This window comes from Microbulbifer mixtoriginis (SeqCode) (assembly GCF_052466715.1).
In genome coordinates this window covers 4,668,324-4,682,427 of record NZ_CP174288.1, presented here as the reverse complement: position 1 = coordinate 4,682,427, position 14,104 = coordinate 4,668,324, and the positions used below count along the sequence as shown (strand labels likewise).

The window sequence follows — 14,104 nt, the reverse complement described above, 5'->3', positions numbered from 1 at the left end:
TTAATTTGCAGGTCGCTTCAATACCAGCGGCATCAGGCGATGTTCTGCCAGAACCTGGCGGGCTTTGGCCATGCGCGAGCGGTTGTCGAAGGGTCCAACCAAGACCCGATGCCAAGTGCCGCGGCTATCACTGGCAGACTCCACTTTGACATCCAGATTGGCCAGGGTGAGCTGGGCGCGCAGGCGCTCGGCTTCCGCCGCCTCGCGGAAGGAGGCGGCCTGCAAGATATAAACCTGCGCTTTGACCTTATCAGCAGCCCCTTGTTTATTGGAGGAAGACTCCCCACGAATGGCGGGCTTGGCCACCTTGGGTGGCGGTACCGAAACTTCGTTTTCCTTGAGCATGGTATAGAAATCAAAGCGCGGTTCGGACGGCGCCTGCGCCGTCGGTTTGGTTGCTGGAGCTCTGTCACCAGCGGCACCTTTGCCATTGCCGGCCACACCGAACTGCAGCAGCAAGAACACCGCAAAGCCACCCACGGCATTGCCCAGTACAAACCACACCCATGCGGGTTTGCCCGAGGCACTTTTGCTTCGGCGTTTCGTGTTGCGACGGCTCATGGTGGAATTCTTCCCTGGATAGTCTACTCAGCGGGCAAATTGTACCGCCAATTTACACAAGGGCATTGCTCTCTCGCAAAATTCACGACAATTCCTGCGCATCCATGTCCACCGCCCAGCGCAAGCGGCGATTCTTATTGCTCTCGGCCCAGGCACATACCCGGGCCAGCAGGGGTTGTAACTGGGCGCGATTTTGTGCGGTCACCTGAACATAAAAACGGTAGCGACCAGATTTGCGCTCAAGCAGCGCCGGCACCGGACCCAGATATTGCAACTGGGGTGAGGGCGGCACTAGGGATTGCATAAATAGGCGTGCATTATGCAGAAATTCCTCGGCCCAGGCGGGCTCCTCACACTCGGCCCGCACCAGTGCCATGGCGTGGGTCGGAGGCAGCTGTGCCACCGCACGATCGCGCAACAGCTGACGCGCAAAAGTCCCGTAGCCTTTTTCCAACAACATTTGCAGCAGCGGGTGCTCCGGAAAGCGGCTCTGCACCAATACGCGGCCACTCAAGCTGCCGCGCCCGGCGCGCCCCGCCACCTGCTCCAGCAACTGGCCTGTGCGTTCGGGCGCGCGAAAATCGGCACTGAACAAGCCGCCATCGGCATCCTGAATCACCACCAGAGTCACCCTCGGTAGATGGTGCCCCTTGGCCAGCATCTGAGTGCCCAGTAACAGACAGGGGTCGCCATCACGGGCCGGCGCCAGCAAGCGATCGAGAGCCTGCTTACTGGTGGTGGTATCCCGGTCAACGCGAATTACCGGGTAATCGGCAAAGCGCCGCGCCAGCAACTCTTCGCTGCGCTCGGTGCCGCCTCCCAGAGCAGAGATTGAGCGGCTGTGGCACTGCGGACAAGTATCCACCAGGGGGCGGCGATAATCGCAGTGGTGACAACGCAGCTGGCGCTGGCGCCGGTGCATGGTGAGTTTACTGGAACAGTGCGGACAGTCGGCAATCCAGCCGCAATCATCACAGTTGAGTGCCGGTGCAAAGCCACGCCGGTTAATAAATACCAGCACTTGCTCTCCGCGGACGAGGGTCTCGCCGATATGACGTAAAACCTGAGGCGAAAAACCCTCCTCCAGAGGCTCGCGTAGGGTCGGCACCACGTGGATCTGCGGCGGGCGCGCATCGCCGGCACGCTGGCGCATGCGCAAATGTTGATAGCGACCATTAAGGGCGTTGTGCAAGGTTTCCAGGGAGGGCGTTGCAGAACCCAGCAGCACCGGCACATCACTGTTGCGCGCCAATACCACCGCCAGGTCACGGGCGGAATAGCGCACGCCATCCTGTTGCTTAAATGAAGCGTCGTGTTCCTCATCTACCAACACCACACCGAGTCTCGGCAGTGGCGTCATAATTGCCGAGCGGGTGCCAATAACGATATCCGCCTGGCCCTCAGAGGCGGCGAGCCACGATTGGGCGCGCTCGCCCTCGGCCAGCCCCGAGTGCAAGGCGGCGATACTGTGCTCGGGAAAGCGCGCGGCGATACGCCGCAAAGTCTGCGGAGTGAGACCGATTTCCGGTACCAACAACAAGGCCTGGCGCCCTTCGGCCAGAACCCGCTCCATCAACCGCAGGTAGACCTCGGTCTTGCCACTGCCAGTGGTGCCTTCTAACAAGGTGGCGGAAAAGCAACTGCAATCCACCGCTTCGAGCACTTGCTGCTGCTCACTGTTTAGCTGCGGTGGCGGAGTGGCCTCCGCAGCCGGCATCGACGGCGGCACCGTAGGGCCCGAGACCCACTCCACCAGTTGACGCTCCTGCAAGGCGCGAATCACCGCCGGAGTATGTCCCTGGGTTTTCAGGTAGGTGCGGCTCTGCTGGCCGGCGCGCAGTAATTGTTGCAACAGGGCCTGCTGCTTGGGCGCCCGCGCCAGTGCAGATTCCGGTAGCCCCTTGCCCTCAGTAGTGAGTTGTAACCACTGCTCAGCCCAATGATCAGCCGGCTTGCCCTTGCGCAACGCGGCGGGCAGGGCGGCGGCGTAAACCTCTCCAACCGGGGCCTGGTAATAGTCGGCGATCCAGTTGAGAAATTTGCGCGCGCCACTGTCGAACAGGGCTTTGCTATCGATCAGTTCCTGCGCCGGTTTCAGCTGTGCCTGCGGCGACTCCGGCACTAACTCCACCAACACGGCTACCAATTTGCGCCCAGCAAAAGGTACCCACAAGCGCTGGCCAGGTTTCAATTCAGCGGGATCGAAGCCCTCCGGGGGCAGATAATCGAAGAGACGCCGCAGTGGCACTGGCACCGCCAACCGCAGGATAACTCCCTGTTGCACTGTCTTTGGTACCGTCTGCTGCACCCCGCCCCCAATAACCTCGCTAAAAGGCGCTAGTGTACTGGCTGTTACGACAAGGTACAGAGACTGTAAATTTTACTTGCCAACTCTAAAATTCAGAGTACTCTATAACTCAACTCTAATATTTAGAGTTCACTAAGTTAGCAAGGAAGACAGCCATGACCGATATGGAAAAACTCAAAGACAGCCTGGATTTTGTCAGCGATGCCGTGCGCAGCAACCAAATGGAGAACGGCATCCCATCACTCTATTTCTTGTGGGGGCTACTAATTTTTATCGGATTCGCTTTGGCGGACCTGGCCCCGCAGCTCACCGTGTATTACTTCCTGGTGACGAGTACCGCCGGCGGACTGTTCAGCTGGTGGCTGGGCGAGCGAACAGCACGCCGCACTGGCATCAATAACAGTACCTTTGGTCGCAAGTATGGTAGGCACTGGATGGTAACTGGGATCGGTTTCCTGTTGATATTGGCCACAATGATCGCCAAGCCCAACGCTGCTGGCCCGGAGCAATTTCTGCTTTTAGCCGGACTCTCCTATAGCCTCGCCGGTATCCACCTGATCCGCCCACTGCTCTATAGCGGTATATTGATGCTGGCCAGTTACCTTCTGATCATTTTGCTGTCACCGCCCTACGCCTGGGTACTGAGCGGCCTGGCGATCGGCTTTGGACTTGTTTGGACCGGCCTGGTACAGCGGGCCAGGCAAACTAATGGAGCGACGCAATGAAAGCCCTTGCGGACTTGGACCCGGTCCTCGAACACCGGGTACGCCTCGCAATTTGTGTGATACTAGCGAAGTATGAGGAAATCAGTTTCTCCCGCTTTAAGGAACAACTGCAGGTGACCGATGGCAACCTCGGCGCGCAGCTGCGTCGCCTGGAAGAGCAGGGCTATATCGCCCTGCGCAAAGACTTCGTAGAGCGCAAGCCCGTCACCTGGTACCGCCTCACTGAGAGCGGGCGAGAGGCGCTGAACAAGCACCTACAGGCTCTGCAGCAACTTATCGCCGCAGCGGAATAACACCATTGCCCGGCCTTTATTTGGGCTTGAACCCCGGCGCTAATCTGATAGTATGCGCCGACTTTTTAATCAGCCTGGAACCAATCCGGTTCCTGCTCCAACGACGATGCCGTGCCCGGCAACAGATCGAGTGGCGGTTTCGGAAAGAGGCAATCATGAAAGCAGATATCCATCCTAACTACACCGACATCACCGCTACTTGCTCCTGCGGCAATGTTGTTAAGACCCGCTCCACCCTGGGCAAAGACCTGCAGATCGACGTCTGCTCCCAATGCCACCCCTTCTACACCGGCAAGCAGAAGCAGGCTACTACCGGTGGACGCGTGGACCGCTTCAAGAAGCGTTTTGGCAGCCGCATCGGCAAGTAATCCGAATAAAGAGGTACTTTGGTACTTCAGAAAGGGCGCCCTGGAATTTTCCACGGCGCCCTTTTTTGTGCTGCAAATTCAGCGCTCTGCACAGATCCAGAGCGCTAGGGCGAAATCGATTTGTATCGCTTAATATATTCGTTATTAGCAGTAAATTTATCCTTCAAATTGAATATTAGACGGCTGATCATCCTGAATTTGGCCAAATGTTAAGGGCAAAATAGTAATAAGTGGCTGTTTCATTGCCTCTGTGAGCTTGTGACCGCAAGCACCCCTCGGTTATTCTCTGAAACCCGCAGTAACCGGGATGACGCCTGAAGTGTCGCCCCCCGTTTTCGAGAGAACAGCCCCCAAATGACGGATTCATTGCGCCAGGCAGCGCTCGATTACCACGCACTCCCCAGCCCCGGCAAACTTTCAGTCGAGCTGACCACCCCCGCTGAAACTCAGGAGGACCTGTCGCTGGCCTATAGTCCCGGTGTGGCGGAACCTGTGCGTGAAATTGCCAAGGACCCAGAGGCCGCCTATCGCTATACCGGAAAAGGTAATCTGGTGGCAGTCATTTCCAATGGCAGCGCCATCCTAGGACTCGGCAATCTGGGTCCACTGGCCTCCAAGCCAGTGATGGAGGGCAAGTCACTACTGTTCAAGCGCTTCGCCGATATCAACTCGGTAGATATCGAGGTGGACGTCAACAGCCCGGAGCAGTTTATTCAGACGGTCGCCGCCATCGCCAATACCTTCGGTGGTATCAATCTCGAAGACATCAAGGCGCCAGAGTGCTTTCATATTGAAGAGGCATTAATCGAGCGCTGCCCGGTACCGGTGTTCCACGACGACCAGCACGGCACTGCGATTGTGACCGTCGCCGGTATGCTCAATGCCTTGGAGATCCAGGGTAAGAAAATCAGCGACGTGCGCATGGTATGCCTGGGAGCCGGTGCCGCCGCCACCGCTTGCTGCAAACTGCTGCTGGCCGCCGGCGCGCGCAAAGATCAAATCACCATGCTCGACAGCCGTGGGGTAATTCACTCGGGCCGCACCGATATTAATGCCTATAAAGGTGAGTGGGCGCGGGATACCGATATGCGCACTCTCGATGACGCTATCACCGGTGCCGATGTATTCCTCGGGGTATCGGGCCCAGACCTGCTCTCCGCCGAACAGCTGCAGCGCATGGCGCCGAAGCCAGTGGTATTCGCCTGCTCAAATCCAAATCCGGAGATCAAACCAGAGCTGGCCCACAGCGTACGCGACGACCTGATCATGGCTACCGGGCGCTCGGATTACCCCAACCAGGTCAACAATGTACTCTGCTTTCCCTTTATATTTCGTGGCGCGCTGGATGTGCGTGCGGCGCGTATCAATGAAGAGATGAAGCTGGCCGCAATTGAAGCCATCCGTAAGATCGCCCATTTACCGGTGCCAGACTCGGTACGCGAGGGCTACGGTGGGGTAGAACTGAGCTTTGGCCCAAGTTATATCTTGCCCAAACCCACGGATCCACGCCTGCTTCCGGAAGTTGCCGCCGCAGTAGCGCGCGCAGCGGTAGACAGCGGCTGTGCCCGCCTGCCTTACCCCGAAAACTACCCGCTGCAAACACTCTAGGGCCGGTTAATTCATCCCTAGAAGCCCGCCTTATCCTCCCGGGGCGGGCGTTTGCCGCTTTCACCCCCACAGACTTCTTGAGCCATAAAGCACCCGTCGCTAAACTGCCTTTCTGTCACAGCATCAAAGTTGCCCAACACAATGAGTCACGTGTATGTGCTGACAAACCAGCACCAGCAGTTCCTGAGCAAAAGCGGCGAATGGCTTGATGGCCGCGAGCCCAACAAACTGTTTCGCAGCGAGCATAAAGATGTCGCCATCAACCAGATGTTCGAGGCCAATACCCGTGATGTCGGCTTGCGTATCGAACTGCTGCAGTGTGCGCTGAACCCCAAGGCCCAGCCACTGATACCGGAAGAAGCTCTCGCTGAGCAATCTTCGGCGCCCGAGGATCCGGAGATCGAGCCCGGTGTACCAGAGGAGATCCCGGCTGCAGAGCCCACCGAGCTGGAACCACAGCCAGAGCCGGAAGTGGCCCCGGAACAGGCTCCTGAGGTCGCGCCAGCACAAACCCCGGATGAGACGCCCGCACAACCCGGCGAGCACAAATCGGAATCGGAGTCTGCCGCCTGAGCGGAGATTCTTTTAGCACCGGCACAAGTAGCCCCAACGGCGACAACAAGAAAGAGTTCCGGTAGTACCAAGGAGATTCGAGTGCCTATTCCCCACCTGGCTGCCCTATCCCAGGCCAAACCCGTGCAACTGCTCAAGGGCATACGTCGCGGCCTGGAAAAAGAGAGTCTGCGAGTCGCCCACGACGGCACCCTGGCGCAGACGCCACACGCGCAGACACTGGGCTCCGCGCTGACCCACGAGAGCATCACCACCGATTTTTCTGAGGCACTGCTGGAATTTATTACCCCTCCGGTAGCTACCCCGGAGGAAGCCCTGCGGATTCTCGACCGCATTCATCGCTTTACCTACAGCCAGATCGGAGACGAGCGCCTGTGGGTCAACAGCATGCCCTGTGTTATCGGCGCCGATAGCGATATCCCGGTGGCCCGCTACGGTGATTCCCACAGCGGCACTATGAAGACCATTTATCGGCTGGGACTCGGCCTGCGCTACGGCCGCGCCATGCAGACCATCGCCGGTATCCACTACAATTTTTCTCTGCCGGATGAATTCTGGCTGTGGCTGCACGAGTTCGAGGGCAGCAGTGAAGCCCTGTGCGAATTCAAGACCCGCCGCTACTTCGACCTGATCCGTAATTTCCGCCGCAACTACTGGCTGCTGATCTACCTGTTTGGAGCCGCACCTGCGGTGTGTTCCTCTTTTGTCGAAGGACGCCAGCATAAGCTCGAAGCTTTTAACGGCGACGGCCACACCCTACACGCTCCCTTCGCCACCTCCCTGCGCATGGGCGACCTGGGTTACAACAGCGAAGTGCAGCAGTCTCTGGTGGTTTGCTACAACAACTTGCGTAGCTACCTGTCCACGCTCTGTTCAGCGATTAGCCGGCCCTATGGCCCCTACAACGAGCTTGGAGTTAAGGATAGCGATGGACAGTATCAGCAGCTTTCCGCCGGCGTGCTGCAAATCGAAAATGAATTCTATTCACCGATCAGGCCAAAAAATCCCGCCAAACGCGGTGAGACCGCCCTGGCGGCACTGGATAATCGCGGGGTCGAATATATCGAGGTGCGCTGCCTAGACCTAAACCCGTTTATGCCGCTGGGCATTGATGCGCAACAAATGCGCTTTATCGACAGCTTCCTGCTGCACTGCCTGCTGACAGAGAGCCCGGAGACCGATGAGGTCGATTACCGTTCGACCCAGGAAAACCAACAGCGTATCGTCTATCGCGGCCACGAGCCCGGTCTCAAGCTGCGCTGCAACGGAAGCGAACGGGAGCTCAGTGAGTGGGCTTCCCAGCTACTCGGAGAGGTGGATACTGTAGCCGAGTTGCTCGACAGCGCTTGGGGCGGCGACCAGTACCGAAGTGCCGTAGGAGTTCAGCGCGCCAAGGTCAAAGGGGAGATACCCACCCCGGCCCAGCAGATCCTGGCTGAAATGCAGGAGCAAAACCTGAACTTCTACCATTGGGCTATGCACAAAGCCGAGCAACATCGCCGCTACTTTCTCGAGCGCCCTCTCGACAGCGAGTCGGTGCGGGATTTCTCTCGTGAAGCCGAGGAGTCCCTGCTCAGACAAAAGCGCGTGGAAGCGGAGGACAAGGGCTCCTTCGAGGAATTCCTCAGCCACTACTACGCGCAATATATGTGTTGCCAGGGCTAGCCCTGGCAAAATATAGAGCACCGGCGCAGGGTCCGGATATCTGCCCCATAGGGATTGAGCGCATGAACTATCTCGCCCACCTGCTGCTTTCTGGTCCCGACACCCGCTGGCGCCTGGGTGGGCTGCTCGGAGATTTTGTGAAGGGTCCACTCAAAGGCGAGCGACCGGAGGCCATTGAGGCCGGTATCAAACTGCACCGCCGGATTGATGCCAGCACCGACAGCAATGCCTCTTATCGTGAGGCCCTGGCGCAGTTGAATCCCAGCTGGCGCCGCTATGCCGGTATCGCACTGGATATCTGGTTCGACCATCTGTTGGCACAGCATTGGCAGGAGTGGCATCCACAGAGCCTGGAAGAATTTTGCGACCAGTGCTGGAGAGACTTTCGCAGCCACAGCCGGTATATTCCGCCGCAGGCACGGGCATTTATGGCCCGTGCCGAGCAAATTAAATTACTGCAGAGTTACCGCGAGGAACGCATCATCGGCCTCACCCTGGAGCGGGTAGGTCAGCGCCTGCGCCAACCGGTTGCGCTGCAGGAAATACTGCCTGAGCTCAGTAGCGGGCGGGCAAAACTGGAAAACAATTTCAATAAACTACTAACCGACTTGAATCTCGAAGCCCAGCGCTTTCGGCAGCACTATTCAGGATCCGATAAACCATGACCTTACCCAACCCGCGCATTACCTTTCTGTTGGTATTTCTAATTGTCGTCTTTTTGCTCGGCTCCGCATTTTATCTGGAGTACGCTCGGGGCCTGGAGCCCTGCAAGCTGTGTATTACCCAGCGGGTGATGTTACTTGGCATTGGACTGGTCTCTCTCATAGCCTTCCTGCACAATCCTGCAACGATCGGCCGGCGCGTTTATGGGTTGCTGGTTTCCATTTGGGCTCTGGGCGGCCTCTATTTTGCCGGGCGCCAGCTATGGCTGCAGAGTCTGCCGGAGGGCCAGGTGCCCGCCTGCGGACCCAGTGTCAGCTACATGATGGAGGTCTTTCCTATGGCCGATGTCCTCAAGGCACTGCTCACCGGCGACGGCAACTGCGCCGAAGTCCAATGGACCATGATGGGCCTAAGTATCCCCGGCTGGTCCGCTATCGGTTTTGCCGGACTGATCCTATTTGGCGGCTGGCAGGCATTTCGCAAAGCCTGAATCAACCGGACACTAAACCGCGGCTCAGCGGAGCTGCCCTTTGCCAATGACAGCACCATCCCTACGCGAGCTAGCCCATTGGGTGCTCGGTATCGCAATCCTGTTTGGCTGCGAACGGCTCGGTAGCCTGATCGGAAAGGCGCTCGCCCTACCGGTGCCCGGTGCTGTAGTGGGGATGTTGCTGCTACTGGTGGGCCTAATGGTCTACGGTAGCGTGCCCCGCGGCCTGGCAAAAGTCAGTGCACAGCTGCTCTTTTTACTGCCGCTGCTATTTTTACCCGCCGCCACTGGGGTCTTCTTTCTGCGCGATCTCTCCTTATCCGATTGGCTGGGCCTGCTCGCCGCAATTCTTTTTGGCACCCTGATCAGCCTTACGCTGTGCACTCTGTTGCTGCGCCGCCTACTCAGAAAAACCGATATAGTGCACAACAATGAGCAGTGAGTTACTACACAGCCCGCTGTTTGCCCTGCCATTGAGCTGCGGTGCCTTCTGGTTTGGGGTACTGCTGTACCGACGCACGGGTACGGTACTGTTACACCCGATAATCACGGCAAGTCTGCTAGTTTTCGCAGCTCTCTATAGCCTGGATATTCCCTACCGCGACTACCAGGATGCCAGCGGTCTACTCTACGTCTTACTGGGTCCGGCCGTAGTCGCGCTGGCCGTACCGCTGAAACAAAACCTGACAGTGATTCGCCGCGCTGGCTGGCCCCTGCTGGTAACCATCACCATCGGAGCCCTATTGGCCCCAGCAATTGCTGTGGGGATCGCACTGTTACTCGGAGTGGGGAAGTCTGTACTACTCGCCCTTAGTGGAAAATCCATTACCACACCCATCGCACTTGCAATTGCCGAAAAAGTTCACGCGAGCTTAAGCCTGACCGCAGCAATCGTGGTGCTCACCGGCGTAGTAGGAGCCCTGGCCGGACCACCGCTGGTGCGCCGCCTAGGTATTCGCGACGAGCGGATTCTCGGCGTGGTGCTCGGTATCAATGCCCACGCCGTGGGCACGGCGCGCGCACTGGAAATCAGTGCGCTATGTGGCGCCTGTGCCGCCCTCGCTATGGGACTCTGTGGCGCCTTAAGCGCGCTATTGTTACCGCTAATTATCGCCCCCTGAGTCACCTGCCGACGCGAGCAGTGAAATTTACACAGCCGTCACAGCATTCTGACGTACTTTGCGCCTGACTCCTTGCTGCCGGCGGGGGAATCTCCTATCTTCCTAAGGGCCTTCGAGATCAGCAAAAAGCTAATAAGCTGCCACTGCAGCAACAGTAACAAAAGGACATCTTGGCGATGCTGGAAAATTGCAAGTCGGCGCGGGAGCGCTGGGGTGGTGTCAGCGAAATTATTGACCGCTGGCTTCAGTCACGACAAAACCTATTAGTGAGTTTCTACCACCTCTCCGAAAAAAAGGAATTCAGCGAGGATGACCCCGAAACCGAAGACCGAGTCCGTCAGCTATGCCAGCTGCTGGTGGACTATGTGTCGGCCGGTCATTTTGAGGTCTATGAACAACTGATGCGTGAGGGGCAGGCCTTCGATGATAAACAAGGTCTGCAAAAAGCTTGTGAACTCTACGATGATATCGATAGGACTACAGATATCGCCGTTGATTTCAACGATAAATATCTGGAGACGGACGACCTTTCCAGCCTGGCACCGGATCTGTCCGAACTGGGAGAGGCGCTAGAAACCCGCTTTAGCTCCGAAGATAGAATGATCGCCCTGTTACACACCGCTCACAAAAATCGGATCGCCTAGCACAGCCGCCTCTTGTTGCATGCAATTTTTCTTTGCCCAGGGACTCCTATTTTCTGCTCGCCTTCACTCGCCGGCTGACGACCAGTTAGCCGGAATATATCTGCGAATGCATTTAATCTTTAAATAAAACCAGGTAGCCAAGTGAAATAAATTCAAGCACAAAAAAAGGGCGCCTATTGGCGCCCTTTTTCAGTAAAGTTCGAAAAGTCAGATTATTCAGATGGAGCTTCTTCTTTCTTTTCTTCTTTTTTCTCGGAACCCTCATCACCAGCAACATTTGCTTTGTGCAGTTCCACTTCAAAAATCAGAGTGGCATTGGGGCCAATTTTACCGCCTGCACCACCGGGACCGTAAGCAAGCTCAGAGGGGATATAAAGTTCCCACTTGGAGCCTTCTTTCATCAGTTGCAGAGCTTCTGTCCAGCCCTTGATTACCCCGTTTACCGGAAACTGAACCGGCTCACCGCGCGCGTAAGAGCTGTCGAACTCCTCACCGTTAATCAGGGTGCCTTTGTAATCAACTTCAACGGTGCTGGTAGCACTTGGCTTGCTGCCGCTACCCTCTTTAATCACTTTATACTGCAGGCCAGAATCAGTGGTGACTACACCATCTTTCTTCGCGTTCTCTTCGAGGAAAGTCTTGCCTTCCTGCATATTTTTGTCGGCGCTCTCTTTAAATTCTTTCTCCTGCTGAGCCAGCATTTCCTGCTGTTTCTTCTGCATCTGCTCCTGGAAAGCGGCAATGGTCTGCTGCTTTTCTTCATCGGACAAGCGATCCTCGCGGCCACTGGCAACGTCGTTCAGTGCCATCGCAACCACTTTGGGATCCAGCTGCACATCTTGAGCCTTGAGGCGCTTAGCCATGTCTTCGGCAATGATGTAGCTGACCTTCTTCTCCTGAGTGTCCAGGGCAACTTCTTTTTCCTGCTTCTGTCCCTGTTCGTTACAGCCGGTCAGCGCCAGGCCAAGGGCAATTGCTGCAGCCAAAGGGTATTTATTCATGGGTGTTGTCTCTTTGTCCGTATTGCGTTTATAGATTCGCGCTTGACCTTGGTCCAACGCCAACAGCGGTATTTCAAGCAACTCTGTTCCGGCCCTAAGCCACCAGGCGCACAGTTTCCGCCAGTGCGCCCAAGTCTAACCCAAGGCGACTCCCAGTGCATACTGATGACGCGCACACTGTGCAGGACACCACATTCCCCTTGCAGGTTCCAGCCGCTTCACAAAAAATCTGCAGACAACGCTTTTTTCGCAGTACACGGCATACATTTTTTTTAAAAACAGCGCTATTATCGGCCAGTAACCGGTTATTGTTCTGGACTGTTTGAAGTGCTTTTCAGTTTGGGGCAGTGCGCAGTGCGCATATCTCTTGCTAGAGCGGTATCCATCGTATTTAAAGGAAGAAGAGCGCACTATCCGGAAGTGCCAATCGATAATAAACGTCAGGACATTTACTCATGGCTGCCAAACCAAAAGCTGTCAATCCGGTTGCAGAGCTGGAAGCACAAATTTCCAAACTCGCCGCAAAACTGGACAAAGCCCGCAATAAGAAAATCACCGATGCCGGCAAAGCGGTACTCAAGGCCGGAAAAAACCTGACCTCAGCAAAAGACAAGCTGAGTAAGGCAAAGGACAAGCTGGGTGAAGCCCGCGCTAAGGCAAAAACCACCAAGACGCCCGCAGCCCTAAAGCGTGTGGAAACCGCTAAAAGCAATGTAGAGAAATTTAACGAGGTATTTCAACAGGCTAAGCAAGCTGCTGCCGACGCCAAGTATCTGCAAGCCAGAGCCAAAGCAGAGCTCAAAGCGGCGGAAACCGTACGTAAAGTCGCAGCAAAAACGGAAAAAGAGCTGCTTAAGACTCAACCTAAGGCGAAAAAACCCACCGCCACTAAGCAAGCCGCCAGTAGAACCTCTGGTAAGTCTGTAAAAGCTGGCACGGCAAAATCTACGAGAAAGACGGTAGCAGCAAAAGCCAGCGAAAAGAAAGCTGCTGCGAAAAAGGCTAGCACTGCTAAACCGTCTAAGAAGGCAGCTGTTAGTAGCACAAAGAAAACCGCTACCAAGCCGGCAAAAACTACCACCGCGAGCAAGCAAAAAGTAGCAAAACCCGCCAGCAAGAAAGCAACCCAAACTAAAGCCGCAACAGCGACAAAAACTTCTGAAGTTGCTAAACCTGAGCAGGTAAAGGCCAAAGAAGGAAAGCCGCAACAGGAAAAACCCAAGCAAGCCGCACCCAGTGAAAGCAAAATTCAGGAAAAACCCACTGAAGAAGCAAAGAACCTGGCATCTGAAGAGCAGCAAAAACCACTGGAGCAAACTCCACCAGCACCATCGATTACGCCAACTACACCGGCCAATAGCCTGTTTTCCACAGAGGGTCACCGTGGCGAATAGGCGCTCCTAATATTTTGTAAACATTGGCACCCGGCCGGTTCTATTAAGGTGGGTGCCAAGTAGCCAGTCCATTACGGTGTAATTTATTGGAAGTATGGGATTGGTAGTAGGTTATAGGTAGAAACCTTCCAATTTTGTTGGCTGCACACTGTGTTTGCTAAAGCCGCTGCCTGAAAAATTCAGACGGCATCCAGATTTTCGACCGAAGCCATAAAACTCTCAATCAGACCTGCCCAGTGAACCTGATCTTTTTGTAAAAGCCCATATTGCTGTCCCGCAAGCTGTAGAGCAGGCTTATCTCCCGGCCATGCCTCCAGGCAAATTTTCCAAAGTGCCGCCAGCTGCAAGCGTTCCAAGTTCAATTCATAACGCTTACACATTTCATACACGCGCACTGTATGAGGGCGAAAGCGCCCCAGTAAGCGACGCAGGTGGCGTACACTGATAATCATTCTACGACGCGGTGCCAAACCGCGATCAGCCACACGCCACCCCTCCTCACTCAACTGGTGTCCACAAACCGCTGCATAGCTAGCCCAAAGCATTAAACACACGTCGGCCCCCTTCGTGTCCTGACAGTCGAGCAAGAAGTCTTCAACCCCTTGATGACGATAGAAGTCCAGACTGAACTGCCACAGTGGGTTTTCCTTGGAAGAGGATGGAGGTGTGCTATCTGTCACGTTAAAATCC

At 55.9% G+C, this 14,104-nt stretch carries 16 protein-coding genes; 12 read left to right on the top strand and 4 right to left on the bottom strand.

What is annotated here, in order from left to right:
• Positions 1 to 561 (bottom strand): SPOR domain-containing protein, encoded by a 561-nt coding sequence (locus tag ACJJH9_RS20750; protein WP_252083843.1) that lies wholly within the window; start codon positions 559 to 561, stop codon positions 1 to 3.
• 82 nt (positions 562 to 643) lie between these two features.
• The gene (locus ACJJH9_RS20745) at positions 644 to 2,869 is read right to left on the bottom strand and encodes a primosomal protein N' (protein ID WP_444923871.1); all 2,226 of its coding nucleotides are present in this window, start codon (positions 2,867 to 2,869) and stop codon (positions 644 to 646) included.
• Between the two features lie 155 nt (positions 2,870 to 3,024).
• Between ACJJH9_RS20745 and ACJJH9_RS20740 the strand changes: the two genes are divergently transcribed.
• From ACJJH9_RS20740 to rsd, 11 genes are all read left to right on the top strand, one after another.
• The gene (locus ACJJH9_RS20740; RefSeq protein ID WP_444923870.1) at positions 3,025 to 3,594 is read left to right on the top strand and encodes a hypothetical protein; all 570 of its coding nucleotides are present in this window, start codon (positions 3,025 to 3,027) and stop codon (positions 3,592 to 3,594) included.
• On the top strand, positions 3,591 to 3,887 hold the full coding sequence (locus ACJJH9_RS20735; RefSeq protein ID WP_444923869.1) for a winged helix-turn-helix domain-containing protein: 297 nt from the start codon (positions 3,591 to 3,593) through the stop codon (positions 3,885 to 3,887). Before ACJJH9_RS20740 ends, ACJJH9_RS20735 begins: the two co-directional genes overlap by 4 nt.
• A 155-nt stretch (positions 3,888 to 4,042) precedes the next feature.
• The gene (gene rpmE / locus ACJJH9_RS20730; RefSeq protein WP_083922744.1) at positions 4,043 to 4,255 is read left to right on the top strand and encodes a 50S ribosomal protein L31; all 213 of its coding nucleotides are present in this window, start codon (positions 4,043 to 4,045) and stop codon (positions 4,253 to 4,255) included.
• A 354-nt stretch (positions 4,256 to 4,609) separates the two neighbouring features.
• Positions 4,610 to 5,863 carry a malic enzyme-like NAD(P)-binding protein gene (locus tag ACJJH9_RS20725; RefSeq protein ID WP_444887560.1) on the top strand — a complete coding sequence of 418 codons (1,254 nt, stop codon included), beginning with the start codon at positions 4,610 to 4,612 and terminating at the stop codon, positions 5,861 to 5,863.
• 141 nt (positions 5,864 to 6,004) lie between these two features.
• Positions 6,005 to 6,436, top strand: coding sequence for a hypothetical protein (locus ACJJH9_RS20720; RefSeq protein WP_252083851.1), 432 nt, complete (start codon positions 6,005 to 6,007; stop codon positions 6,434 to 6,436).
• An 81-nt stretch (positions 6,437 to 6,517) separates the two neighbouring features.
• Complete coding sequence (gshA, locus tag ACJJH9_RS20715; protein ID WP_444923868.1) at positions 6,518 to 8,101, top strand: glutamate--cysteine ligase; 1,584 nt, start codon at positions 6,518 to 6,520, stop codon at positions 8,099 to 8,101.
• A 62-nt stretch (positions 8,102 to 8,163) separates the two neighbouring features.
• Complete coding sequence (locus ACJJH9_RS20710; RefSeq protein ID WP_444923867.1) at positions 8,164 to 8,766, top strand: acyl carrier protein phosphodiesterase; 603 nt, start codon at positions 8,164 to 8,166, stop codon at positions 8,764 to 8,766.
• On the top strand, positions 8,763 to 9,254 hold the full coding sequence (locus tag ACJJH9_RS20705) for a disulfide bond formation protein B (RefSeq protein WP_252083854.1): 492 nt from the start codon (positions 8,763 to 8,765) through the stop codon (positions 9,252 to 9,254). Before ACJJH9_RS20710 ends, ACJJH9_RS20705 begins: the two co-directional genes overlap by 4 nt.
• 46 nt (positions 9,255 to 9,300) lie before the next feature.
• Positions 9,301 to 9,696 (top strand): CidA/LrgA family protein, encoded by a 396-nt coding sequence (locus tag ACJJH9_RS20700; RefSeq protein ID WP_444923866.1) that lies wholly within the window; start codon positions 9,301 to 9,303, stop codon positions 9,694 to 9,696.
• Positions 9,686 to 10,375 carry an LrgB family protein gene (locus tag ACJJH9_RS20695; RefSeq protein WP_444923865.1) on the top strand — a complete coding sequence of 230 codons (690 nt, stop codon included), beginning with the start codon at positions 9,686 to 9,688 and terminating at the stop codon, positions 10,373 to 10,375. Before ACJJH9_RS20700 ends, ACJJH9_RS20695 begins: the two co-directional genes overlap by 11 nt.
• Positions 10,376 to 10,551: 176 nt before the next feature.
• Entirely contained in the window at positions 10,552 to 11,019 is a 468-nt protein-coding gene (rsd, locus tag ACJJH9_RS20690; protein ID WP_252083857.1) for a sigma D regulator, read from the top strand.
• Between the two features lie 212 nt (positions 11,020 to 11,231).
• On the opposite strand, the gene bamJ is transcribed toward rsd, so the two are convergent.
• On the bottom strand, positions 11,232 to 12,020 hold the full coding sequence (gene bamJ, locus ACJJH9_RS20685) for an FKBP-type peptidyl-prolyl cis-trans isomerase (protein WP_252083858.1): 789 nt from the start codon (positions 12,018 to 12,020) through the stop codon (positions 11,232 to 11,234).
• A gap of 455 nt (positions 12,021 to 12,475) precedes the next feature.
• Between bamJ and ACJJH9_RS20680 the strand changes: the two genes are divergently transcribed.
• Entirely contained in the window at positions 12,476 to 13,414 is a 939-nt protein-coding gene (locus ACJJH9_RS20680; RefSeq protein WP_444923864.1) for a hypothetical protein, read from the top strand.
• A 179-nt stretch (positions 13,415 to 13,593) separates the two neighbouring features.
• On the opposite strand, the gene ACJJH9_RS20675 is transcribed toward ACJJH9_RS20680, so the two are convergent.
• The gene (locus ACJJH9_RS20675) at positions 13,594 to 14,094 is read right to left on the bottom strand and encodes a TIGR02444 family protein (protein ID WP_252083860.1); all 501 of its coding nucleotides are present in this window, start codon (positions 14,092 to 14,094) and stop codon (positions 13,594 to 13,596) included.
• Positions 14,095 to 14,104: the final 10 nt, after the last annotated feature.